Below are 23,897 nucleotides of genomic sequence, written 5' to 3' on the forward strand. Positions count from 1 at the left end.
AGGCGGCACACCCAGCTCACCAGGCACAGCTGTCGCACCCGGCGCATCAGGCGCAGCTGTCACATGCCGCCCCGCAGCCGCCGCGTCCCGCCCCGCCGCACGCCCATCAGCGGGTCGCGGCGGCCCCCGTGGCGAGCCCGGCGCACCCGGACCCGCCCATCTACCGGGCCCTGATCGCGAGCTGGGCCGACCGCGGCAGGACGCTGCCGGGCCGGCCCGACCCCGAGTGGGTGCGGCTGGTGGCGCCCACCGTGCACACCGGGCAGTTCAGCGGGATTCGGATCCCGCGAGGTGACGGGCGATGACCATGCGCTGGATCTGATTGGTGCCCTCGACGATCTGCAGCACCTTCGCCTCGCGCATCAGGCGCTCGACCGGGAAGTCCGCGGTGTAGCCGTATCCGCCGAGGACCTGCACCGCGTCCGTGGTGACCTTCATCGCCGCGTCGGTGCACAGCAGCTTCGCCATGGCCGCCTGCTTGGAGAAGGGCCGGCCCGCGTCCCGCAGCCGGGCCGCCGACAGGTACAGCGCGCGGCCCGCCTCTATCTGCGTCGCCATGTCGGCGAGCATGAAGCGCAGGCCCTGGAAGTCGGCGATGGGGTGGCCGAACTGGGACCGGCCCTTCGCGTACGACACCGCCTCGTCCAGCGCCGCCTGCGCCACGCCGATCGCGCAGGCCGCGATGCCGAGCCGGCCGGAGTCGAGGGCGGACAGGGCGATCTGGAAGCCCTGGCCCTCGTCCCCGATCCGCCGCGCGTCGGCGACCCGTACTCCGTCGAAGTGGACCTGCGCGGTGGGCGAGCCCTTCATGCCCATCTTCTTCTCGGGCACGGCGGCGCTCAGCCCGGGCGCGTCGCCGGGCACCAGGAACGCCGTGATGCCGTGCGCGCCCTCGCCGCCGGTGCGGGCGAGCACCGTGTAGAAGTCGGCCACGCCGCCGTGGGTGATCCACGCCTTCGTGCCGGTCAGCACCCAGTCGTCGCCGTCGCGCACCGCCTTCGTCCGCAGGGAGGCGGCGTCGGAGCCGGACGAGGGCTCGGAGAGGCAGTACGCGCCGAGCAGTCCGCCGCCGAGCATGTCGGGCAGGTGCTCGGAGCGCTGCTGCTTCGTGCCGAAGTTGGCCAGCGCGTGGCAGGCGAGGGAGTGGACGCTGACGCCGAGCCCGACCGTCAGGCGGGCGGCCGCCAGCTCCTCCAGCGCCTGGAGGTACACCTCGTAGGGCTGGTCGCCGCCGCCGAACTCCGCGGAGTAGGGCAGTCCGAGCAGTCCCGACGAGGACAGCAGCGCGAAGGTCTCACGGGGGAAGCGGCCCGCGTCCTCCTCCTCGGCCGCGCGCGGGGCGATCTCCCGCTGCGCGATGTCACGGACCAGCTGCATCAGGTCCTGAGCTTCGTCCGTCGGCAGCTGACGCTCGACTCCTGGCTCCGGCATGGCGACGCTCTCCTCCCTGGGGGGCGCTGCGGTGGGGCCGCGGGGTGAGGCGGCGCCACCGGGTGGTCACTACCGAACCGATGCTGCCCTTCCGGGTCTCGGAAGCGGCTGACCAGCGGCTGCGGCGTGTTGAGTATTCCCGATCCGGGGCCCCGCGTCACTAGTTAACGACCGCTTACTCCAAGTTTTTCGCGGGCCTCCGTGCCGTGTGCGGGAAGTGGGGAGATTGGTCCGGACCATTGACCCCACTGGTCTAGTCCTCCTACTGTTCCGTCCGCAGGTCCAGCACGGAATCCCCCACATCCCGCGTGTTCCCCTCCCCCACGAGGAGACAAGATGCTCAGACCGCACCTCCCCCGCATGCGCCTCAAGGCGCTGGCCGCCGCCGTGTGCGGCACCGTCCTCAGCGCCGGACTGCTCGCCTCCGCGGGCAGCGCGACAGCGCAGACCGAGGTCGACGCCCGTACGACAGCGGCCGGTTCGAAGGTCGTCGGATACTTCACCGAATGGGGTGTCTACGACCGGAACTACCACGTCAAGAACATCGAGACGTCCGGCTCGGCCGACAAGCTCACGCACATCAACTACGCGTTCGGCAACGTCCAGGGCGGCAAGTGCGCCATGGGCGACTCGTACGCCGCGACCGACAAGGCGTACACCGCCGACCAGGCCGTGGACGGCGTCGCCGACACCTGGGACCAGCCGCTGCGCGGCAACTTCAACCAGCTGCTCAAGCTGAAGAAGCTGCACCCGAACCTCAAGATCCTCTGGTCGTTCGGCGGCTGGACCTGGTCCGGCGGGTTCGGCGAGGCGGCGAAGGACCCGGCCGCGTTCGCCCAGTCCTGCTACGACCTCGTCGAGAACTCCAAGTGGGCCGATGTCTTCGACGGCATCGACATCGACTGGGAGTACCCGAACGCCTGCGGCCTGACCTGTGACACCAGCGGCCCCGACGCGTACAAGAACCTGATGGCGGCGCTGCGTTCGAAGTTCGGCAGCGACTATCTGATCACCTCGGCCATCGCGGCCGACGCCGAGGACGGCGGCAAGCTGGACGCCACCGACTACGCGGGCGCCGCCCAGTACGTCGACTGGTACAACCCGATGACGTACGACTACTTCGGCGCCTGGGACGCGCAGGGTCCGACGGCCCCGCACTCGCCGCTGACCAAGTACGACGGGATCCCGAAGGAGAGCTGGAACTCCTCGGCCACCATCGACAAGCTCACGGCGAAGGGCGTCCCGGCCTCCAAGCTGCTGCTCGGCATCGGCTTCTACGGGCGCGGCTGGACCGGCGTCACCCAGGACGCCCCCGGCGGCACGGCGACCGGTCCCGCGGCCGGCAAGTACGAGCAGGGCATCGACGACTACAAGGAGCTGAAGACCAAGTGCCCCGCGACGGGCACGGTCGGCGGCACCGCGTACGCGCACTGCGGCTCGGACTGGTGGAGCTACGACACCCCGCAGACCATCGCGGGGAAGATGGACTACAAGAACCAGCAGGGCCTGGGCGGCACCTTCGTGTGGGAGCTGTCCGGTGACACCTCGGACGGCGAGCTGATCAAGGCGATCGACTAGCCGCACCCGAACGACCGTGGAGGGCGGGGCCGGATTCCGGCCCCGCCCTCTCAGTCCATGGTCACCGGCGGCTGGTACGCGGGCTCGAACTCCGCGATCACGCGCAGGGTTTCGACCAGCGTACGGACCAACAGGGCCCGTACCGTGTCCCGTTCGACCTCGCGGCGGCCGATCCAGTCCAGCGTGACGCCCTCGACCCCGCACAGCCAGCCGAGCAGCGCGAGCCGGGCGAGCTCCGGCACGTCGGGCTTTCCCCAGGCGCCCCGGGCGATGGTCGCGATCATCTCCTCGCGCACCCCGTTGCGGATGGCCTGCACCTCGGCGTCGAAGCCGACACCGCCCGTGATGATCGTGCGGTAGGCGGCCTGGTGGTGCTCGGCGTAGCGCAGATAGCCGTCGATGGTGCGGTGGACGCGGTCGACCGGGGCCAGATCGCCGGCCCCGCCCGCCCGGTCGAGGAGGTCGCCGACGGAGTCCTCGATGATCGCGAGGTAGTAGCCGCGCTTGGACGTGAAGTAGTAGTAGATCAGCCCCTTGGCGACTCCCGCGTGCCGGGCGATGTCGTCCATCGACAGCGCGTCGTAGGACGTGTCGGCGAACAACTTCCGTCCGATGGAGATGAGTTCGGCGCGGCGCGCGACGGAGCGGTCGGTGCCGCGCGCCCGCTGTTCACTGTTCTTCAATTCCGGCCCTGGTGTCCGACTCCTGCGGATTCCGCAGTATGGCACCTCACGGGCCGGCCGTGACGCGGATCACCTCACACCGGGTGGCGGGAGCGTCACATCAGGCCGAGCTGCGTGACGAGCATCGCCACCACCACGACGAGGGTCCACCCGAGGACGTGCTCGAGGAACTTGGGCCCGTCCTCCCGGGGCCCTCCGGTGCGGGCACGGCCGGCCGGGGTGGGGACGGTGGCGGAACTGGCGGTCATGGGCGTCTCGCTCGGCTCGTGATCAGAGGCCTGATCGGGGCAGGTACTCCCCCCGGAGGCGCCCGCTCCCCTCCGGCGCCTTCTCCACCATGCCATCAGGTGAACCGGTTGCGACCGAGACCTTCGACACACGCCATTGGGGCGCGCCCTAGCGGACGCCCACCTTGGCCAGCGCGCGCCGCTGCGCGGGCGTGGGGTGCGCCGGGAAGTACAGGTAACAGACGCCACCGGTACCGGAGGAGACACCGCCGGAGGCGTTGTACCGCTTCGTGCGGAGCCAGATGTTCTCCCACTCCCGCCGCTTGTAGACGCGTCGGACCGCCGGATCGTCCGGCGAGGCCGGGTCGTTGGCGATCACGTCGCCGTCGGCGGTGAAGCCGATGACCGTCATCAGGTGCCCGGACGTGCCGTAGCCGGCACCGGTCAGCTCGGTCTTCAGGAACGACTGGGACGTTATGGCCGGGATGCCGGCCGCGATCAGCGTCTCCAGGTCGGTGAGCGAGCCGAGCCGGGTGACGACGCCCTGGAGGTCCTTGTACGTGGCCGCGTACGCGGCGTTGAACGGCCAGTTGCCGCAGCCCTCGTACTGGTAGTCGTACGTGGAGCGGGCCGCGAGGCAGACCTGCGGGTCGGCGTAGGACGGGTCGACCCAGGCCAGCTGCGCGGCGCTCGGCTTCCGCCCCCAGGACTCGATGATCATCTGCGAGGAGGTGGGACTGCACCACGCCTCGCCGCCGCCGTCGTACTCGGGGTACTGGCCCGCGTGCAGGTCCTGCGAGTAGCGCGGGACCGCCAGCTCACCGGCGAAGCCGGGGACGGAGGCCGGGACGGTGAAGCGGTCGGGGACGTCCGAGCCCATCGCGCCGAGCCGCCAGACGGTGGGCGCGGCCTTGGTGCCGGGGGTGCGCAGCAGGGTCAGGCGCAGGCTGTAGGAGACCAGGCGCAGGCCGGACGCGGCGTCGTCGATGGAGAAGGTGTCCGTCCAGATGCTGGAGCGGCCGTCGCTCTGGTCGTCCACCGAGGTGCGCCGGATGTCGACCTTCTCGTCGTCCCCGGCGGTCCAGCGGCCCATGACGTACCAGGGGGTGAGGGTGCCATCGGTGTACGTACCCCGCAGCTCGACCTGGATCCAGGTGCCGGCCGGGGTGTGCGCGTTCCAGGAGGCGATCACCTCGGTGGCGGGGACGGTGAGCGCGTGGACCGGGGAGGTCCAGGTCGCGTACTCCCAGTCGGCCGTGCGGTTCAGGTGCGGGTCGGTGTAGCTCATCGTGCCGGCGACCTTGGCGAGGGTGACGCCGGGCCGGGGTCCGGAGAGTGCGCGGATGCCGTGGCCGGTGCCGGAGCGCCAGTCGGTGTACGTCGTCCAGGTGCGGTTGTCCACGAGTCGGGCGGAGGCCTTCTGCTGTGCGGGGGCCGCGGCGTGCGCGGCGGTGGCCGTGGTCGCGGCGAGCGCGACGCCCGCGGCCGCCGCCAGCACGGTTCTGCGGGACGGGGTCGAGGAGGTCTGCGGGTCGGGGCGGGTCATCGGGAGGATCCCCCTGTCGACGGTTCGGGCGGACGGGACGGGCGCGCGGGATGTGTTCCTGGTGGAACAGTGCGCCAACTATGGCTCCCGGAGCGGGATTTCCACCAGCGTTTCGAGAGGGCTCCGCGCGACCAATATTGGTCTTCACCACTGGCATGACCTGCGGCGGCGTCGATGAAACCGATCCGCGCGCGACATACCCTTGCGGACGTGGACCATCAGCACACACCTCTCGACCGGTACGCCGAACGGCTGCGCCGGCTGCCGCCCTCCTGCGGCCCGGTGCGGCTCGTCGCGGTCGACGGGCACGCCGGGTCCGGCAAGTCGACCTTCGCCGGGCGGCTCGCGCGGGCGCTGGGCGGCGCGCCCGTGCTCCACCTCGACGACCTCGCGAGCCACGACGCCCTCTTCGACTGGACCGGACGGCTGCGCGCCCAGGTCCTCGAACCGCTGTCCCACGGCGAGGCCGCGCGCTACGAGACGTACGACTGGCACACCCGCCGCTTCGACGGGATCCGGACGCTGGAGCCCGCCGACGTGGTCCTCGTCGAGGGCGTGGGGGCCGGGCGACGGGCGGTACGGCCGTTTCTCGCGGAGCTGCTGTGGATGGATCTGCCGCGTGAGGCGGCGTGGGAGCGGGGCCGCGCGCGGGACGGAGCGGCCCAGCGGGAATTCTGGGACGGCTGGATTCCAGCGGAGCGGGAGCATTTCGCACAGGACCCGTCGCGGCCGTTCGCCAAGAAATTGGTAAGAGAGCGCCCAGAGGGATACGAGATGCGCGAAGGCCCTGCTGGGAACACACAGACTCGCCACTCCGTCACTCACCGTGAGGGTCCGCCAGCGGTCCGCTAAACGGTCGGAAAGCGCCTTCCGCCAGTTTCGGCGAGTGCCTCAACTCGGCTTGACCCAGGGGCCGTACAGGACTTACGTTCTCAATGTGCGGCCTTTCGGGACCGCCCGCAGTCGCGAAGCCCCCGGTTGTTCCCCCGTGATCGGGGGCTTCGTTCTGCCCGCAATGCCCTTTCACGGGCGCTCCGGGGCGCTCTTCGTTCACCCAGAGTCACCCTTCGGTACCGCGCTCACCTGCACCGAATCCCCCACTGTCGCACCGATCCGACCCCGTTGCGCCCTTCGGCCCACCCTGTGCCCGCAGGTACGATGCCTCTCGGTGCGGCCTCTGGACGGCTCGCTGTCCGCATCGTGACAACTCCCGTCCATGACAGCTTGGTTAAGGGCGGGATCAGGTTCATCGGGGGCACGGCGTGTGGGGGACGTGATGAGCTTCGGCACTGGGGCACCACCGACGGGCCCGGCCGACCTCGCCTGGCTGCGGGGCGTCGACGCCTACACGATGGGCGCGTATCCGCAGGCGGAGGAGGAGTTCCGGGCCGCCGTGCGGATGGATCCGGGGATGGCGGACGGCTGGCTCGGCCTGCACGCCCTGCGCATCGACACGACGACGGCGCTGCTGCGGATGTTCCGGCACCGCGAGCGGTTCGGCGAGCAGCGCACCCGGCACCGGCGCACCCTCAACTCCTGGTACTGGCTGGGCTGGTGGGTGCAGCCGGTCCTTGAACATCCGCGCGACCTGCTGCTCGCGCACGCCTCGCACTGGCTGGACGGCCGCCATGTCCCGGATCTGGACCGGGCGTTGGCCACGCTGCCGCCGGTCGACGCGGACCGGCAGGTGCGGTTCCTGCACGCGTGCCGGGCCTATCTGGTCAAGGACTGGGAGCAGTTGGTCCGGCACACGGACCCGCTGGTCGACGATCCCATGCTCGGGATCGAGGCCGGCCTCTTCGGCGGGATGGCGCGGGTGCGCCTCGACATGTACGGCCAGGCCGAGCCGCTGCTCTCCTCGGCGCTGATGCGCTGCCGCAGCGAGCAGCCGCAGCGCAAGGAGCTGCGGTACTGGCTGGCGCGCGCCCATGAGGGCACCGGGCGTTCGGCGGCCGCGCTGCCGCTGTACCGGGCCGTGCACCGGGTCGATCCCGCGTTCATGGACACCGCGGCGCGGCTCGCGGCGATCACCGAGGGGGACGGGTACGCGGACTTCACGGACGGCACCGACCTGGCCCCGATGTCCCTGACGGGTTTTCAGGACGGGTTGGACGGCGGGGAGTCCGTCGATCCGCTGTTCGTCGGCGACGGCCGCGACCTGAAGGTGTCCGAGCCGGATCTGCCGCCGCCGGGCGGCGCCGGGGCGGACGATGCCGACATGGTCAGGGAGAAGGCGGTGGTGCCGGTGACGGCGGCGCCGCTGCCGCCCGGCCCCGCCGATCCGAGCCTGCTCGAGGAGGCCCTCGCGGAGTTGGAGTCGATGGTCGGCCTCGAACCGGTCAAGCGGCAGGTCAAGGCGCTGTCGGCGCAGCTCAACATGGCGCGGCTGCGGGCCGGGCAGGGCCTGCCGGTGCAGCCGCCCAAGCGGCACTTCGTCTTCTCCGGCCCCTCGGGCACCGGCAAGACGACGGTCGCCCGCATCCTCGGCCGGGTGTTCTACGCGCTCGGGCTGCTGGGCGGCGACCATCTGGTGGAGGCGCAGCGGGCCGATCTGGTCGGCGAGTACCTGGGCCAGACCGCGGTCAAGGCGAACGAGCTGATCGACTCGGCGATGGGCGGGGTGCTCTTCGTCGACGAGGCGTACGCGCTGTCCAACTCGGGGTACGGAAAGGGCGACGCGTACGGCGACGAGGCCCTTCAGGTGCTGCTGAAGCGCGCGGAGGACAACCGCGACCATCTCGTGGTGATCCTCGCCGGCTATCCGGAGGGCATGGACCGGCTGCTCGCCGCCAATCCGGGGCTGTCCTCGCGCTTCACGACGCGGGTCGACTTCCCCTCGTACCGCCCCCTGGAGCTGACCTCGATCGGCGAGGTCCTCGCCGCGGAGAACGGGGACGTGTGGGACGAGGAGGCCCTGGACGAGCTGCGCTCCATCGCCGGGCACGTGGTCGACCAGGGCTGGATCGACGAGCTGGGCAACGGGCGGTTCCTGCGCACCCTGTACGAGAAGTCCTGCGCCTACCGCGATCTGCGGCTGACCGGCTATCTGACGGAGCCGTCCCGGGACGACCTGGCCACGCTGCGGCTGCCGGACCTCATGCAGGCGTACGGCGAGGTGCTGTCGGGGCGGGGGCCCGGCGGGCTCTGACGGCGTGCGTGCGGGACGCGTCCGAGGACGCGTCCCGCACGACGACGGTCAGGCGGGTACGCCCTGCCGGGTGCGCGCCGGGGGTACCACCGGCTCGTCCCGGTGGGCCGGGTCCCTGACCTCGCCGACCAGGAGTTCCAGGACGTCCTCCAGCGCGACGAGCCCCAGGACCCGCCCCGAGGCGTCCGCGACCTGCGCCAGGTGGGTGGCCGCGCGGCGCATCACCGTGAGCGCGTCGTCCAGGGGCAGCTCCGCGCGCAGGGTCGTCATGGGACGCCAGACGTGCTGCGGGACGGCCCGGTCGGTGTCGGGGCCCTCGATCAGGTCGAGGACGTCCTTCACGTGCAGGTAGCCCATGAACGCGCCGGTGTCCGCGCAGATCGGGAAGCGGGAGTAGCCGGTGCGGGCGGTGAGGGCGATGACCTCCGCCGGGGTGACCGACGGGCCGACCGTCACCAGTGACGCCTTGGGCAGCAGGACGTCCATGACCGGGCGCGAGCCCAGTTCCAGGGCGTCCTCCAGGCGTTCCTGCTCCTCGGGGTCGAGGAGACCGGCCTGCCCGGAGTCCTCCACGAGGCGGTTGAGCTGCTCGCTGGTGAAGACCGCCTCGACCTCGTCCTTGGGCTCGACCCGGAAGAGCCTGAGGATCAGCCGCGCGCAGGCGCCGAGCGCCAGCGTGATCGGCTTGCACAGGCGGGCGAAGGCGACGAGACCCGGGCTGAACCACAGCGCGGTCTTCTCGGGCGCGGCCATCGCCAAGTTCTTCGGGACCATCTCGCCGATGACGAGGTGGAAGAAGACCACCGCGGCGAGCGCGATGACGTAGCCCAGCGGGTGGATGACGCCGTGCGGCAGGTGGATCGCCTCGAAGAGCGGTTCCAGGAGCTTGGCGACGGTCGGCTCGGCGACCGCGCCGAGGGTCAGCGAGCAGACGGTGATGCCGAACTGGGCCGCCGCCATCATCTGCGGCAGGTGTTCGAGCCCGTACAGGACCTGGCGGGCGCGGTTGCCGGGGATCGGTTCGATCTGGCTGCGGCGGACCGAGACCAGGGCGAACTCGGCTCCGACGAAGAAGCCGTTGGCCAGGACCAGGAGGGCGGCGAAGAAGAGTTGCAGGGCGCTCATCGGGCCGCCTCCAGGACTGCGGCCGGCGCGGCGTCCGCGGTGCGGACGATGCGGACCCGCTCGGCACGGTAGTGGTCGACCTGGCGGACCGAGAGCTTCCAGCCCGGGAGTTCGGCCTTGTCGCCGGGGGCCGGGATGCGGCCGAGGAGGTCGGCGACGAGGCCGGCCACCGTCTCGTAGGGGCCCTCGGGGACGTCGAGACCTATGCGGCGCAGGATGTCGACGCGGCATCCGCCGTCGGCGTCCCAGGCGGGGCGGCCGTCCTCCGGCGGCGCGGTGGCCAGCTCGGGGAGGTCGAGGCCGTCGTGCTCGTCGCGGACCTCGCCGACGAGTTCCTCCACGATGTCCTCCAGGGTGACGACCCCGGCGGTGCCGCCGTACTCGTCGACGACCACGGCCATCGGCTGCTCGCTGCGCAGCTGGGCGAGGAGCGGCTGGACCGGGAGCGTCTCGGGGATCAGCAGCGGGGCCTGGGCGATCCGGCTCACCGGGGTGCGCAGGCGCTCGTGCGCGGGCACGGCGAGGGCGTCCTTGAGGTGGACGACGCCGATGACCTCGTCGATCCGCTCCCGGTAGACGGGGAAGCGGGACAGGCCGGTGGCACGGGTCAGGTTGACCACGTCCTCGGCCATCGCGGAGGACTGGAGCGCGCTGACCTTCACCCGCGGTGTCATGACGTGCTGGGCGGTCAGCTCGCCCAGCGAGAGGGTGCGCACGAACAGGTCGGCGGTGTCCTGCTCCAGGGCGCCGGCCTGCGCGGAGTGCCGGGCCAGGGAGACCAGTTCGCCGGGGGTGCGGGCGGAGGCCAGCTCGTCGGCGGGTTCGACGCCGAGCGCCCGGACGAGCCGGTTGGCGACGGTGTTGAGCAGAGCGATGACCGGGCGGAACAGCCGGGCGAAGACCGACTGCGGGCCGGCCACGAAGCGGGCCACCTGGAGCGGCTTCGACACCGCCCAGTTCTTGGGCACGAGTTCGCCGATCACCATCTGCACGGCCGAGGCCAGCAGCATGCCGACGACGACGGACACTCCGCCGACCGCGCCCTCGGGCACGCCGACGGCGGTGAACGGGCCGCGCAGCAGCTCGGCGAGGGCCGGCTCGGCGAGCATGCCGACGACCAGGGAGGTGATGGTGATGCCGAGCTGGGTGCCGGAGAGCTGGAAGGAGAGTTCCTTCAGGGAGCTCACGACGGTGCGGGCGCGCTTGTCGCCCGCTGCCGCGGCCTGCTCGGCGTCGGGGCGTTCCACGGTGACGAGGCCGAATTCGGCCGCCACGAAGAAGCCGTTGGCGAGGATGAGAAGAAAGGCGGCCGCGAGAAGCAGCAACGGGATGGTCATGCCGCCGCCTCCGGGGACGTACGCGAGCGGGTCGCGCTATGTCGGGAGGGGGCGGCGCAGGTACTACCGGACGATCCGTCCATCGCTGGAGGGAGTCACTCCTCGGTTAGCAGGAACCCCGGACGGTCGGGCCGGGGCGGGGCGGCACTCGACGCACGCCCTGCCAACAGATTAATCAGTTGTGGGGGCGAGGCGTCAGGGGCCGGGCGCCCGAGTCAGTTCTGAGGCTGGGTGTGGGCCGCGTCCGTCAGGGCGCGCAGGGCCCTGGCGTCGCGGATCGCGGTCTTCCTGGCGAGGCCGGGCTGGATGCCCATGGCGGCCATGCTGGTGCCGTCGGTGAGGTTGAGGAACACCCACGGGTCGCCGGGACGCAGGTTGACCTGGACGATCTCCGCCCAGGACAGGCGGCGGCTGCGCGCGATGTTGACGACGGTGACGCCCTCGCCGTCGGCGACCACCTTGGGGCGGGCCAGCAGGCCGAGGACGCCCCAGAACAGCGCCGCCGTGAAGACGAAGCTGGTCTTCTCCGCCGGGCTCATCCCGCCGAGGACGAGCGCGACGACGGTGATCGTGACGAAGGAGGCGGCGCCGAGCGTGTGCAGGATCACGCGGGTGCGCCCCGGCCTGAAGGTGACGGGCAGGCTGGGCAGGGCTTCCGGGGTGGTGGTCACGGTGTCCTCAGAGGCGGCAGGCGTGGATGGCCGTCGTCAGGATGGCCCGCGCGCCGAGGTCGTACAGGTCGTCCATGATCCGCTGCGCGTCCTTGGTGGGGACCATGGCGCGCACGGCGACCCAGCCCTCGTTGTGCAGCGGCGAGACGGTCGGCGACTCCAGGCCGGGGGTGAGGGCGACGGCCCGCTCCAGGTGCTCGGCGCGGCAGTCGTAGTCCATCATCACGTAGGAGCGGGCCACGAGGACGCCCTGGAGGCGGCGCAGGAACTGCTGTGCCTTGGGGTTGTCGGTGTCGGCGCCGGTGCGGCGGACGACGCACGCCTCGGACTTCATGATCGGGTCGCCGAAGACCTCCAGGCCCGCGTTGCGCAGCGAGGTGCCGGTCTCGACGACGTCGGCGATGGCGTCGGCGACGCCCAGCTCGATGGCGGTCTCGACGGCGCCGTCGAGGTGGACGACGGAGGCGTCGACGCCGTTCTCGGCGAGGTACTTGCCGACGATGCCCTCGTAGGAGGTCGCGATCGTCCGGCCCGCGAGGTCGGCGAGGTCCTTGACCGCGCCGGGCCGGGAGGCGAAGCGGAAGGTGGAGCGGGCGAAGCCGAGCGGCAGGATGGTCTCGGCGTCGGCGCCCGAGTCGATCAGCAGGTCCTGTCCGGTGATGCCGATGTCGAGCTTGCCGGAGGACACGTAGATCGCGATGTCCTTGGGGCGGAGGTAGAAGAACTCCACCTCGTTGTCCGGGTCGACCGTGACGAGTTCCTTGGACTCCTTGCGCTGGCGGTATCCGGCCTCATGCAGCATCGCCGACGCAGGTCCGGACAGTGAACCCTTGTTGGGGACGGCGATGCGCAGCATGAGGCGGGATTCCTTTGCGTGATCAGGGAGTTGAACGAACGGGCTGAGACTGCGGCTCAGAGATGGGCGTACACGTCGTCGAGGGAGATGCCGCGGGCGACCATCATCACCTGGACGTGGTAGAGCAGCTGCGAGATCTCCTCGGCGGCGGCGTCCTTGCCCTCGTACTCGGCGGCCATCCAGACTTCGGCGGCCTCCTCGACGACCTTCTTGCCGATGGCATGGACACCCTTGCCGACCAGCTCAGCGGTGCGGGAAGTGGCGGGGTCGCCGGTGGCGGCCTTCTGCTGGAGCTCGGTGAAGAGCTCCTCGAACGTCTTATTGGACATGGTGGTGCCTACTTTACGCGGCTCTCCCCGGCCCCTAACGCCAGGGCTCGGCGATGGTACGCAGCGTGGTCGCGGTGGCGACGGCGGCGGTGACGGCCTCGTGTCCCTTGTCCTCGTTGGAGCCCGCCAGGCCCGCGCGGTCCAGGGCCTGCTCCTCGGTGTCGACGGTCAGCACGCCGAAGCCGACGGGGACGCCGGTGTCGACGGAGACCTGGGTGAGGCCCTGGGTGACGCCCTGGCACACGTACTCGAAGTGCGGGGTGCCGCCGCGGATGACGACGCCGAGCGCGACGATCGCGTCGTAGCCGCGGTCGGCGAGGCGCTTGGCGACGACCGGCAGCTCGAAGCTGCCGGGGACGCGCAGCACGGTGGGCTCGCTGATGCCCAGCTCGTTCAGGGCCCGCAGGGCGCCGTCGACGAGTCCGTCCATGACCTTCTCGTGCCACTGGGCGGCGATGACGGCGACCCGCAGGTCGCCGCAGTTCTCCACGCTCAGTTCGGGTGCACCCTTGCCGCTCACGCGCTTCTCCTCGTGTGTACGTAACTGGTTCGACGGTCGATCACTGGTTGTTGCAGGCGGACGTGCGGGGCGCGTCCAGCCAGGGCAGGTCGTGGCCCATCCGGTCCCGCTTGGTGCGCAGGTAGCGGAGGTTGTGCTCGCCGGCCGTGACGGGCATCGGCTCGCGGGCGGTGACCTTCAGGCCGTGCCGGGTCAGGGCGTCGGTCTTGTCGGGGTTGTTGGTCATCAGGCGCAGGCTGCGCACGCCGAGGTCGTGGAGGATCTGGGCGCCGGCCGCGTAGTCGCGGGCGTCGGCGGGCAGGCCGAGTTCCAGGTTGGCGTCGAGGGTGTCGCGGCCCTGCTCCTGGAGTTCGTAGGCGCGCAGCTTGGACAGCAGGCCGATGCCGCGGCCCTCGTGGCCGCGCAGGTAGACGACGACGCCGCGGCCGGCCTCGACGACGCGGCGCATGGACTCCTCCAGCTGGGGGCCGCAGTCGCAGCGCAGCGAGTGGAAGATGTCGCCGGTCAGGCACTCGGAGTGGATCCGTACGAGGATGTCGTCACCGTCACCGACCTCGCCGTGGACCAGGGCGACGTGCTCGACGCCGTCGACCGTGGAGCGGTAGCCGTACGCCGTGAACTCGCCGAAGGCGGTCGGGAGCTGGACGGTCGCCTCGCGCTTGACGGTGGGCTCGGCGCTCTTGCGGTACGCGATCAGGTCCTCGATGGAGATGATCGTCAGGCCGTGCTTGCGGGCGAACGGGATCAGCTCGGGCAGCCGCAGCATGACGCCGTCCTCGCCGGCGATCTCCACGATGGCGCCGGCCGGGCGCAGACCCGCGAGCCGGGCGAGGTCGACGGCTGCCTCGGTGTGGCCGTTGCGGACGAGGACGCCGCCTTCCCTGGCGCGCAGCGGGAAGATGTGGCCGGGCCGCACGAAGTCGCCCGCGCGGGCCGTGCCGGAGGCGAGCAGCCGGAGCGTGGCGGCGCGGTCGGCGGCCGAGATGCCGGTGGTGACGCCGTGGGCGCCGGAGGCGTCGACGGAGACGGTGAAGGCGGTCTGCATCGACTCGGTGTTGTCGCCGACCATCTGCGGCAGGTCGAGCCGGTCCAGTTCGGCGCCCTCCATGGGGGCGCAGATCAGGCCGCGGCACTCGCTCATCATGAAGGCGACGATCTCGGGCGTGATCTTCTCGGCGGCGACGATCAGGTCGCCCTCGTTCTCCCGGTCCTCGTCGTCGACGACCACGACGGGGCGGCCCGCGGCGATGTCGCGGATCGCCATCTCGACCGGGTCGAGGGAGAGGTCGGTGTCCTGGGAGACCTCGTACAGGTGGGGTGCGGTGCTCATGCGTGCGCTCCTTCCAGAGCGGGGGCGGAGGCCGCGCGGGACCGCAGCCACCAGTCGCGCATGCCCCACAGGACGAGCGCGCCGTAGATGACGTAGACGAAGCCGGAGAAGGCGTAGCCGTTGGCGAAGTTCAGCGGGACGCCGACGGCGTCGACCAGCAGCCAGGCGAACCAGAACTCGACCATGCCGCGCGCCTGGGCGTACATGGCGACGACCGTGCCGACGAAGATGTAAGCGTCCGGCCACGGGTCCCAGGACAGGCTCGGGTAGGCCTTGAAGAGCAGCGCGACGGCCACCGTGCCGGCGGCGCCGGCGAGGACCATCAGGCCGCGCTCCTTCCAGGTGGCGAAGCGCACGGCGATGGTGCCGTCCTGCGCCTGCTTGCGGCCGCGGACCCAGGCGGCCCAGCCCATGGCGGCCACGACCATGACCACGACCTGCTTGCCGGCGCTGCCGGTGAGGTGTCCGGCGAAGGCGCCGAAGAGGATCAGGCCGGAGACGAACTGCACGGGCCAGGTCCATATGGAGCGCTTCCAGCCGAGCGCGAGCGCGATCAGACCGAAGGTGTTGCCGATCATGTCGGACCACAGGATGTGCTGCCCGAAGGCCGTGAACGCCTCGGTGTTGAGCCAGTTCACTTGGTGCCCCCCTGCGTGCCCCGGCGGTCCCCGAGCATCCGCTCGACGTACTTGGCGATGACGTCGACCTCGAGGTTGACCGGGTCGCCGGGCTGCTTGATGCCGAGCGTGGTCAGCGCGAGCGTGGTGGGGATGAGGCTGATGGTGAAGTAGTCGGAGGCGGCCTCGACGACGGTGAGGCTGACGCCGTCGACCGTGATCGAGCCCTTCTCGACGACGTAGCGGGACAGCTCCGCGGGGAGCGAGATCTTGACGATCTCCCAGTGCTCGGAGGGGGTGCGGTCGACGATCGTGCCGGTGCCGTCGACGTGCCCCTGCACGATGTGTCCGCCGAAGCGGCCGTCGGCCACCATCGGGCGTTCGAGGTTGACGCGGGAGCCGACGGCGAGGGCGCCGAGGCTGGAGCGCTTGAGGGTCTCCGCCATGACGTCGGCGGTGAACTCGCCGTCCCCGTGCTCGACCACGGTGAGGCACACGCCGTTGACGGCGATGGAGTCTCCGTGCTGGGCGCCTTCGGTGACGACGGGGCCACGGACACGGAAGCGACAGGCGTCATCGAGCATCTCGACGGCGGTGATCTCGCCCAGCTCTTCGACGATTCCGGTGAACACTTCCCGGGTCCTCCCTCTTGGGGCCTGGACTCCGGGGCACTGTCGTACGACGACGACAGAACGTACGGACAGCGACACCGGGAACGGCGACGCCGTGTTCGACACCGGTCCCTTGCGGGAACGGTGAAACAGCCGGCGACGCGCACCTGTGGTGCCCGCCCGCCGCGCACTGCCTCCCATCCGGACTTTAACCGTCGGTCCAGGAATTTCACCTGGTCAACCGGCCACTGGACGTGACCGGGTCGCGGACTGTAACCGCCGGTTCGGACTTTCACCGACCCCGGAGTGCGCTGCTTCTGGTACGCGTCCAGTCTGCCACGTCCTGTCGATGTGCATGCATACGCTTGCTGTGGGCTGACTCACAGCCCCGAGCGATGGTTTCTTCCGGCGATCGGGAATACCGCGGCTGGTTGTTCGTCTGCGGCTCGGTGGGGGCTTCTCGCGCAGTTCCCCGCGCCCCTGAACAGCGAGCTTCGCTCGCTTCAGGGGCGCGGGGAACTGCGCGACCAGCCACGACGAGAGCCGCGGACGTCGAAGCAAGCGCACCCCTACGGCGCGAACACGACCTCCTGCGCAGCCTCCCGCGCCATGAGCAGGGCCCCGCGCAACACGGCCCCACCCCCCAACTCCCCCGCCCGCACCTCGGTGGCCAGCGGCGACATCACGGCGAGCCGCGCGGCAACCCGCTCGGCGAGCACGTCACCGCCCGCCCGGCCCACCTCCCCGGCGAGCACCACGCACCCGGGATCGAGCACGGCCACGACAGCGGCAGCGCCCAGCACCACCCGGTCGGCCAGAACGTCGAGGAACCGGTCCGCGCCGGAGGCCACGGCGGCGCGGACGACCTCGGCGGCCCGTGCCACGGGCTCCCCCGGCCCCACGAGCCCGTGCCCGGCGGCGAGTTCGAGGATCGCGGCCGAGCCGGCCAGCGAATGGAAGCCTCCGTCACAGTTCACGGCGGACGGCACCCCGCCGGTACCCGGCACCGGCAGGAACCCGACCTCCCCGGTACCGCCGGAGGCCCCACGGCGCAGCCTGCCGTCCAGGACGACGGCCGCGCCGATGCCGAGTCCGAGCCACAGCAGCACGAAGGTGTCGCGGTCCCGGGTGGCGCCGTCGCGCTGTTCGGCGAGGGCGGCGAGGTTCGTCTCGTTCTCCACGAGGACGCGCGCGGGGAGCCGTTCCTGGAGGGCCGCGATCAGCCGGCGGTGCCATTCGGGCAGGCCGGAGGAGTCGCGCAGCTCGCCGGTCGCGGGGTCGATGAGCCCGGGGGCGCCGACGCCGACGGTGTGCAGGGGTCCGGCGCCGACCTCCTTGGCGGTGCGTTCCAGGAGGGCGACGGCGCGCTCGACGGCGGCCCCGGTCTCCTCCCCCTCGGCGACGGGGGCGGACGCCTCCGCCAGGACGGTGCCGAGCAGGTCGGCGACGACGAGCCGGACCCCTTCGGTGCGCACGTCGAGGGCGGCGAGATGGGCGCGGTCGGCGACGATCCCGTACAGCTTGGCGTTCGGGCCGCGGCGCTGCGCCCCGGCCTCCCCGACGACCGCGACGAGGCCGGAGGCCGTGAGGCGTTCGACGAGGTCGGCGACGGTGGGCCGGGACAGTCCGGTGCGCTCCTTGAGCTGGCCCGCGGTGAGCGGCCCCTCCTCCTGGAGGAAGCGCAGCGCGAGCCGGTCGTTGATGGCTCGGGCGGTCCTCGGCGATGCGGGCATGGCGGGATCCTACGGCTCGGCGGCGGAAACAGGTTAACTATCAGGCAGGGTTCCTGATAGTTTACGGCGGCACCGTGAGGAACGAGCATGGGGACACACCGGGAGGGGCCCGCGACATGAGTGAAGTCATATACGGAACAAGGGAGTTGAAGCGGGCGCGGTACGCCGTCGCGACCGTCTTCTGCGTCCATGGGGCCGTGACCGGTTCGTTCGCGACCCGGGTGCCCTGGATCCAGGAGCACGCGGGCGTCAGCGCGGGCCAGCTCGGACTCGCCCTCGCCTTCCCGGCGATCGGCGCCTCCGTGGCGATGCCGCTGGCCGGCAGCATCAGCCACCGGTTCGGGGCCAGGACCGCGCTGCGCGGGCTGCTCGCGCTGTGGACGCTGGCGCTGACCCTGCCCTCCCTCGCGCCGAACCTGCTCACGCTCTGCGTGGCCCTGTTCGTCTACGGGGCGACGGCCGGCATGTCGGACGTGGCGATGAACGCCCTCGGCGTGGAGGTCGAGACCCGGCTGGACAAGTCGATCATGTCGGGGCTGCACGGCATGTGGAGCGCGGGCGCCCTGATCGGTTCGGCGGGCGGCACCCTCGCCGCGCACCTGGGCGCGGACGCCCGGCTGCACCACGTGCTCGCCGCCGGGGTGCTGACCGTCGCCGGGTTCGTCGCCTGCCGGTGGGTGCTCGATCTGCGGCCGACGGAGGACGAGGAGCCGCCGCCGCGCTTCGCGCTGCCGCCGAAGTCCGCCCTGCTGATCGGCGCGGTCGGGTTCTGCGCGGTCTTCGCCGAGGGCGCGAGCCTGGACTGGTCGGCGGTCTATCTGAAGGACGTGCTCGACACGTCGGCGGGGCTCGCGGCCGCCTGCACCACGGGCTTCACCCTGACCATGGCGATCGCGCGGATCGCGGGCGACCGGGTCGTGGACCGGTTCGGGGCGGTGCGCACCGTGCGGATCAGCGGAATCGGCGCGGCGTTCGGCGCCCTGATGGTGGTCGTCGCGCCGAACCCGGTCGTCGCCATGGCCGGATTCGGGCTGCTCGGCCTCGGCATCGCGGTGGTCGTGCCGCTCGCCTTCGCGGCGGCCGGGCGCAGCGGGCCGAACCCGAGCCAGGCCATCGCCGGTGTCGCCACGATCACGTACACCTCGGGGCTCGTCGCGCCGTCCGCGATCGGCACGATCGCCGAGACGACGAGCCTGGTGGTGTCGTTCGGTGTGGTCACCGTGCTGGCCTGCGGGCTCGTGGTGTTCGCGGGGGTGCTGCGCGCCGGTGACCGGACCCGGGCGAAGGTGCCGGAGCAGGTCAGTCCCGCGGCAGCAGATCCTGTGCGCAAGTCCTGAACCGGTCGCTCCAGCGGGTGGGGCGCAGCGTCCCCGGGTCGAGCCGGACCAGGACGCGCGTCCCGCGCGCGTAGGTGGTCGCGCCGTCGGCCGAGCAGAAGCGGAAGCCGTAGGTCAGGCCGGTGTTGCCGAGCCGCTCGATCCACAGGTGCACGGCGTACGCGCCCGGGCGCAGGACCGGGGCCTCGTAGCTGACGGTGAGTTCCTTGACCGCGTTGCAGAAGTCGCCGGCCGCGTCCCAGTCGCCCTCGAAGACGAGGCCGCGCTCGTTCCACAGGGTCGTCCAGGCGCGCTCGACGAGGACCGGGTAGCGGGCGTTGTGCAGCATGCCGAGTGCGTCGAGGTCGTCGAAGTGGACCTGGACGGGGACGAGGCGGCCGGTGCTGCCGGGCTGGAGGTCGGGGGCGACGGCGGTCACGGATGGGGCTCCTGGTGCGGTGCGGGTGGGAGCGTCATCGTACGGCGACGAGCTAAGCAAACGCTCAGCAGACTGGCGTGACCTGCGCCTCAGCCGCCCTCGGGCCGTGCGGCGGGCACGACGAGAACGCGTACTTACGTCGCACTAACATGAGGCCGATCGTTTCAGGCCACAGAAAGCAGAGTGCGCACATGGACCTCGGCGTCCGCTGGAAACTGCACGGGGACGGCAAGGTCCCGGCCCCGGGTGCCGTCGTCCGGCCCGACGAGCGGCTCTCCTGGCCGCGCACGATCGGGCTCGGCGCCCAGCACGTGGTCGCGATGTTCGGCGCGTCTTTCGTGGCCCCGGTCCTGATGGGTCTCGACCCGAACCTCGCGATCATGATGTCCGGTGTCGCGACGGTCATCTTCCTGCTGGCCACGCGCGGCCGGGTGCCCAGCTATCTGGGCTGTTCGCTCTCCTTCGTCGGCGTCGCCGCCGTCATCCGGGCCTCGGGCGGCTCCAGCGCCACGGTCACCGGCGCGGTCTTCGTCGTGGGCGTGCTGGTCTTCTTCGTCGGTCTGGCGGTGCAGAAGTTCGGGGCGCGGATCATCCACGCCGCGATGCCGCCGATCGTGACCGGCGCGGCCGTCATGCTGATCGGCTTCAACCTGGCCCCGGTCACGGCCTCCACGTACTGGCCGACCGACCAGTGGACGGCGCTGCTCGTGATGCTGTTCACCGGTTTGGCCGTGGTGTGCCTGCGCGGGTTCTGGTCCCGGATCGCGATCTTCCTCGGCCTGATCTTCGGTTACGTGCTCTCGTGGCTGCTCGACGAGATCTTCGGCAAGATCCACTCGACCAACGGCGGCGCCCAGGCCGTGGACCACTGGCGCCTGGACCTGTCCGGCGTGGGCAAGGCCGACTGGATCGGACTGCCCTCCTTCCACGCCCCGTCGTTCGAGTGGTCGGCGATCCTCGTCGCGCTGCCGGTGATCATCGCGCTGATCGCGGAGAACGCCGGGCACGTGAAGGCCGTCGGCGAGATGACCGGCGACAACCTCGACGGCAAGCTGGGCACCGCGATCTCCGCCGACGGCGTCGCGTCGATGCTCTCCACCGCCGTGGGCGGCCCGCCCAACACCACGTACTCCGAGAACATCGGCGTGATGGCCGCGACCCGCGTCTACTCCACGGCGGCCTACTGGGCGGCGGCCGGCTTCGCGCTGCTCTTCGGCCTGTGCCCGAAGTTCGGCGCGATCGTGGCCGCGATCCCGGGCGGCGTGCTGGGCGGCATCACCGTCATCCTCTACGGCATGATCGGCCTGCTCGGCGCGCAGATCTGGATCAACGCCAAGGTCGATCTGCGCAACCCGCTGAATCTGGTGCCGGCCGCCGCGGGCATCATCATCGGCGTCGGCAACGTCTCCCTGAAGTTCACCGACAACTTCTCGCTGAGCGGCATCGCCCTCGGCACGATCGTGGTCATCACCGGCTATCACGCGCTGCGCGCGATGGCCCCCGCGCACCTCAAGCAGCAGGAGCCGCTGCTCGACCAGGGCACGTCCACGTACGACGAGAAGACCGCCGACGGGCGGTAGGGCGACACGGCGGCTCGGGCAGCCGCACTCTCGTAGGCACAGCCGGGCGTGAACCCGCCCGGCTTTCCTCTGCCGCCGTCCGAATCCCCGGCCTCCCGGCGGCCGTTCCCTCGTTTCGGGGAAGCCCCGGGCCAGCCGACGCCCGGGTCGGCCGAGGGCTGGGACGCTTCGTGCATGGCGCAGTTGGAACGCATCACAGGGGCGCGCATCCCGGCCCAAGGAGTCGATTCGGTGATCGCACGGATGCGGGCGGTCGCCGCGCATCTGCCGCCGCAGGACGGCGTGGCGGTCTTCAACCGAATCTATCTGTCCGTCACGGAAGCCGTGGATCACGCCATCGACCAGGGTGCACACGGAGGGTTTCCGGACCGTGGGGCGGCGGTCGCGCTGGACGTCCGGTTCGCCGAGCGGTATCTGACGGCGGTCGACGCGGCGGCGGTCGAGGTGCGGCCCCCGGCCTGCTGGCGGCCGCTGTTGCAGTTCCGCAGCCATCCCGGAGTGCGCCCCCTGCAGTTCGCGCTCGCGGGCATCAACGCGCACATCGGCCACGATCTCGCCCTGGCCGTCGTGGACACCTGCCGCGCGCTCGATTGCGAACCGGCCGCCCTGGAGGACGAGTTCGACCGCGTCGGCGATGTCCTCGTCTCGCTGGAGGAGCGCATCCGCGAGGAACTGATGCCGGGCCCCGATCTCCTCCAGATCGCCGATCCGCTCACCCACCTGCTCGGCTCCTGGAGCCTGGAGCGGGCCCGCGACGGGGCGTGGGCGGCGGCCCGCGCCCTGTGGGCCCTGCGTGAACTGCCCGCGCTCCACACCGAGTTCGCCCAGCGCCTGGACGCGTCGGCGGGCCTGGTCGGCCGCATGCTGCTCACCCCGCTGCCCGCCTTCCCCGGCTGAAACCGGCCGTTCCGGATCCGGAACTCCGCTGCCGCGCCCATACGTTGACGACACGAAACCGTTGTATCGCACACGTACGCGACGAAGGAGACCTGTATGACGACCCGACTCGGACTCGGACTCCCGCAGATGAGGCAGTACGCCATCGGCCGCGACATCCCCGACGTGGCGCGCGCCGCCGAGGCGACCGGTTACGAGAGCCTGTGGGTCTTCGAGCGGATCCTCTATCCCGAGCCCGCCCGGCAGGGGCTGTACGGGATACCCGGGATGCCGTGGCCCGACGGATACCGCTCGGTCGCCGACCCGCTGGTCTCGCTCACGCTCGCCGCGGCGGCCACCTCCACCGCGCGCCTCGGCACCAGTGTGCTGGTGGCGCCGCTGCACGTGCCGTTCCAGCTGGCGCGGTCGCTGGCCTCGCTGGACGCGGCGAGCGGGGGCCGGGTGGTGGCGGGGCTCGGCACGGGCTGGTCGCACGACGAGTACGCGGCGGCGGGCGTGGCGCCCTTCGAGCGGCGCGGCCGGGTCCTCGACGAGCTGATCGAGGTGTGCCGTGCGGTGTGGGGTCCGGACCCGGTCGCGTACGAGGGCGAGCTGACGACGATCGCCCCGTCTGTGGTCGGCCCCAAGCCGGTCCGGCCGGTGCCGATCCTGCTCCCGGCGAGCAGCCCGAAGGCACGGCGCCGGCTCGTCGACCGGGCGGACGGCTGGATGCCGGTGGGGATGGGGGCCGAGCCGCTGAAGCGGCAGTGGGCGCAGTTGCGGGAGCTGGCCGAGGAGCGCGGTCGTACGGAGCCGCTGCAGAGCGTGCTGCGGGTGAACACGGTGCGCACGCGCGAGCCGTACACGGGGGACGACCGCCGCCCGTTCCAGGGCAGCGTCGACCAGATCGTCGAGGACCTGGTGGCGCACGACGAGGTGGGCCTGGACGAGATCCTGATCGACCTCCAGGGTCCGCTGCGCGACGCCGAGGAGCTGAAGGACGTGGCGGCGGAGGTCTACGAGAAGGCGCGGGCCGCGGGCGTCTGACCGTTTCCACAGGTCAAGGGCGGCCGTGTCACGAAACGGTGCCGGTGGGCCGGACGGGGATCCGAGGAAAACCCGTTCCACCACCGCCTTCCCGTGTCGCGTGTAACAGACATGTATGGGGAAGGTGGAGGGTGGAACGGGCCGCGCGGCCGGTGAGTCTTGATGATCAGTGAGCCGCTCACGCCGGGCGGCCGTCACCGACCACGAAGGAAGCCACGATGCGCGCCCAGAAGTTCGCCCTCGCCGCCGTCGCCCTGACCGCCGGCCTCGCCCTCACCGCCTGCCAGGACGACGGTGACGCGGCGTCGGCCTCGAACGACTCCGCCGCCGCCTCCTCGTCGTCCTCGGCTTCTACGTCCTCGTCCGCCGGGTCCTCGTCGTCCTCGTCGGCCTCCTCGTCCGGGACGTCCTCGGCGGGAGGCTCGACGTCCGCCACGGGGAGCGGCTCGTCGGACGACGACGCCCCGGGCAGCGGCGGGGGCCAGATCAACACCGGGCCCTGCAGGACCGCGAACCTCAGCTTCAGCACCGCGCACGGCATGGGTGAGGGCGACTTCATGGTCGCCATGAAGAACACCAGTGACGCCTGCTACCTCAAGGGCTTCCCCGGCGTCGACCTCAAGGCGGGCAACGGCGGGGGCAGCATCAGCGCCGGACGCACCGGCGTCGCCCCGGTCTCGGTCGTCCTCAAGAACGGCGAGGAGACCCGCTTCCACCTGCACTACACGCCCAACAACACGGGCGGCTCCGGCGTGACGATCACCAGCCTCGTGGTGACGCCCCCGAACGAGACCCATTCCAGGACGCTTCCCGTCTCCCTGAACCTGCCGGCCTCCGACAAGCCCTCGGGCGGTGTCACCGTGGACCCCGTCGGCACCGGCAAGCAGTGAACCGGCC

23 protein-coding genes and 1 riboswitch are annotated in these 23,897 nt (G+C 71.4%); of the genes, 8 read left to right on the forward strand and 15 right to left on the reverse strand.

Features of this window, described 5'->3' with window-relative positions:
- Positions 1-267: 267 nt before the first annotated feature.
- A complete protein-coding gene (locus tag ABII15_RS06310; protein WP_353941279.1) occupies positions 268-1,431 on the reverse strand; it encodes an acyl-CoA dehydrogenase family protein in 1,164 nt (387 codons plus the stop codon).
- Between the two features lie 336 nt (positions 1,432-1,767).
- Between ABII15_RS06310 and ABII15_RS06315 the strand changes: the two genes are divergently transcribed.
- Entirely contained in the window at positions 1,768-3,009 is a 1,242-nt protein-coding gene (locus tag ABII15_RS06315) for a glycoside hydrolase family 18 protein (RefSeq protein WP_353941280.1), read from the forward strand.
- A 50-nt stretch (positions 3,010-3,059) separates the two neighbouring features.
- Here ABII15_RS06315 and ABII15_RS06320 read toward each other — a convergent pair whose 3' ends face one another.
- From ABII15_RS06320 to ABII15_RS06330, 3 genes are all read right to left on the reverse strand, one after another.
- Positions 3,060-3,692 carry a TetR/AcrR family transcriptional regulator gene (locus tag ABII15_RS06320; RefSeq protein WP_353941281.1) on the reverse strand — a complete coding sequence of 211 codons (633 nt, stop codon included), beginning with the start codon at positions 3,690-3,692 and terminating at the stop codon, positions 3,060-3,062.
- Between the two features lie 95 nt (positions 3,693-3,787).
- Positions 3,788-3,940, reverse strand: a complete 153-nt coding sequence (locus tag ABII15_RS06325) for an SCO1431 family membrane protein (RefSeq protein WP_353941282.1) — start codon at positions 3,938-3,940, stop codon at positions 3,788-3,790.
- Between the two features lie 148 nt (positions 3,941-4,088).
- Complete coding sequence (locus ABII15_RS06330) at positions 4,089-5,465, reverse strand: peptidase C39 family protein (RefSeq protein WP_353941283.1); 1,377 nt, start codon at positions 5,463-5,465, stop codon at positions 4,089-4,091.
- Between the two features lie 210 nt (positions 5,466-5,675).
- Between ABII15_RS06330 and ABII15_RS06335 the strand changes: the two genes are divergently transcribed.
- Together ABII15_RS06335 and ABII15_RS06340 are read left to right on the forward strand one after the other, a co-directional pair.
- Positions 5,676-6,317: a hypothetical protein gene (locus ABII15_RS06335; protein ID WP_353941284.1), complete on the forward strand. Its 642-nt coding sequence runs from the start codon at positions 5,676-5,678 to the stop codon at positions 6,315-6,317.
- A gap of 424 nt (positions 6,318-6,741) precedes the next feature.
- Positions 6,742-8,613, forward strand: coding sequence for an AAA family ATPase (locus ABII15_RS06340; RefSeq protein WP_353941285.1), 1,872 nt, complete (start codon positions 6,742-6,744; stop codon positions 8,611-8,613).
- Positions 8,614-8,661: 48 nt separating this feature from the next.
- Here the strand turns inward: ABII15_RS06340 and ABII15_RS06345 are convergent, their stop codons facing one another.
- The 10 genes from ABII15_RS06345 to ABII15_RS06390 form a co-directional block, all read right to left on the reverse strand.
- The gene (locus tag ABII15_RS06345) at positions 8,662-9,738 is read right to left on the reverse strand and encodes a hemolysin family protein (RefSeq protein WP_353941286.1); all 1,077 of its coding nucleotides are present in this window, start codon (positions 9,736-9,738) and stop codon (positions 8,662-8,664) included.
- On the reverse strand, positions 9,735-11,075 hold the full coding sequence (locus tag ABII15_RS06350; RefSeq protein ID WP_353941287.1) for a hemolysin family protein: 1,341 nt from the start codon (positions 11,073-11,075) through the stop codon (positions 9,735-9,737). Before ABII15_RS06350 ends, ABII15_RS06345 begins: the two co-directional genes overlap by 4 nt.
- A 215-nt stretch (positions 11,076-11,290) precedes the next feature.
- The gene (locus tag ABII15_RS06355) at positions 11,291-11,746 is read right to left on the reverse strand and encodes a PH domain-containing protein (RefSeq protein WP_353941288.1); all 456 of its coding nucleotides are present in this window, start codon (positions 11,744-11,746) and stop codon (positions 11,291-11,293) included.
- A gap of 7 nt (positions 11,747-11,753) precedes the next feature.
- The gene (gene hisG / locus ABII15_RS06360; RefSeq protein WP_353941289.1) at positions 11,754-12,602 is read right to left on the reverse strand and encodes an ATP phosphoribosyltransferase; all 849 of its coding nucleotides are present in this window, start codon (positions 12,600-12,602) and stop codon (positions 11,754-11,756) included.
- Positions 12,603-12,658: 56 nt separating this feature from the next.
- Positions 12,659-12,931 (reverse strand): phosphoribosyl-ATP diphosphatase, encoded by a 273-nt coding sequence (locus ABII15_RS06365; protein ID WP_111665608.1) that lies wholly within the window; start codon positions 12,929-12,931, stop codon positions 12,659-12,661.
- Positions 12,932-12,965: 34 nt separating this feature from the next.
- Positions 12,966-13,451 carry a 6,7-dimethyl-8-ribityllumazine synthase gene (gene ribH, locus ABII15_RS06370; RefSeq protein ID WP_353941290.1) on the reverse strand — a complete coding sequence of 162 codons (486 nt, stop codon included), beginning with the start codon at positions 13,449-13,451 and terminating at the stop codon, positions 12,966-12,968.
- Between the two features lie 40 nt (positions 13,452-13,491).
- Complete coding sequence (locus ABII15_RS06375; RefSeq protein WP_353941291.1) at positions 13,492-14,781, reverse strand: bifunctional 3,4-dihydroxy-2-butanone-4-phosphate synthase/GTP cyclohydrolase II; 1,290 nt, start codon at positions 14,779-14,781, stop codon at positions 13,492-13,494.
- Positions 14,778-15,419, reverse strand: coding sequence for a nicotinamide mononucleotide transporter family protein (locus ABII15_RS06380; RefSeq protein WP_353941292.1), 642 nt, complete (start codon positions 15,417-15,419; stop codon positions 14,778-14,780). Before ABII15_RS06380 ends, ABII15_RS06375 begins: the two co-directional genes overlap by 4 nt.
- Complete coding sequence (locus ABII15_RS06385) at positions 15,416-16,030, reverse strand: riboflavin synthase (protein ID WP_353941293.1); 615 nt, start codon at positions 16,028-16,030, stop codon at positions 15,416-15,418. Before ABII15_RS06385 ends, ABII15_RS06380 begins: the two co-directional genes overlap by 4 nt.
- A 162-nt stretch (positions 16,031-16,192) precedes the next feature.
- Positions 16,193-16,323: riboswitch (FMN riboswitch) on the reverse strand.
- 255 nt (positions 16,324-16,578) lie between these two features.
- On the reverse strand, positions 16,579-17,742 hold the full coding sequence (locus tag ABII15_RS06390; RefSeq protein WP_353941294.1) for an ROK family transcriptional regulator: 1,164 nt from the start codon (positions 17,740-17,742) through the stop codon (positions 16,579-16,581).
- A 116-nt stretch (positions 17,743-17,858) separates the two neighbouring features.
- On the opposite strand from ABII15_RS06390, the gene ABII15_RS06395 reads away from it, so the two are divergent.
- Complete coding sequence (locus tag ABII15_RS06395; protein ID WP_353941295.1) at positions 17,859-19,079, forward strand: MFS transporter; 1,221 nt, start codon at positions 17,859-17,861, stop codon at positions 19,077-19,079.
- On the opposite strand, the gene ABII15_RS06400 is transcribed toward ABII15_RS06395, so the two are convergent.
- Positions 19,042-19,497 (reverse strand): thioesterase family protein, encoded by a 456-nt coding sequence (locus ABII15_RS06400; RefSeq protein WP_353941296.1) that lies wholly within the window; start codon positions 19,495-19,497, stop codon positions 19,042-19,044. The two genes, ABII15_RS06395 and ABII15_RS06400, sit on opposite strands and share 38 nt — an antisense overlap.
- 191 nt (positions 19,498-19,688) lie before the next feature.
- On the opposite strand from ABII15_RS06400, the gene ABII15_RS06405 reads away from it, so the two are divergent.
- The 4 genes from ABII15_RS06405 to ABII15_RS06420 all read left to right on the forward strand — a co-directional run bounded on the left by ABII15_RS06405 (position 19,689) and on the right by ABII15_RS06420 (position 23,890).
- Positions 19,689-21,077: a solute carrier family 23 protein gene (locus tag ABII15_RS06405; RefSeq protein ID WP_353941297.1), complete on the forward strand. Its 1,389-nt coding sequence runs from the start codon at positions 19,689-19,691 to the stop codon at positions 21,075-21,077.
- Positions 21,078-21,251: 174 nt separating this feature from the next.
- Positions 21,252-21,974, forward strand: coding sequence for a DUF5995 family protein (locus ABII15_RS06410; RefSeq protein ID WP_353941298.1), 723 nt, complete (start codon positions 21,252-21,254; stop codon positions 21,972-21,974).
- 96 nt (positions 21,975-22,070) lie between these two features.
- Positions 22,071-23,000 carry an LLM class F420-dependent oxidoreductase gene (locus ABII15_RS06415; protein ID WP_353941299.1) on the forward strand — a complete coding sequence of 310 codons (930 nt, stop codon included), beginning with the start codon at positions 22,071-22,073 and terminating at the stop codon, positions 22,998-23,000.
- A gap of 218 nt (positions 23,001-23,218) precedes the next feature.
- Positions 23,219-23,890, forward strand: coding sequence for a DUF4232 domain-containing protein (locus ABII15_RS06420; RefSeq protein WP_353941300.1), 672 nt, complete (start codon positions 23,219-23,221; stop codon positions 23,888-23,890).
- Positions 23,891-23,897 lie beyond the last annotated feature (7 nt).

This window comes from Streptomyces sp. HUAS MG91 (genome assembly GCF_040529335.1).
In the GTDB taxonomy this organism is placed as follows: Bacteria; Actinomycetota; Actinomycetes; order Streptomycetales; family Streptomycetaceae; genus Streptomyces; species Streptomyces tabacisoli.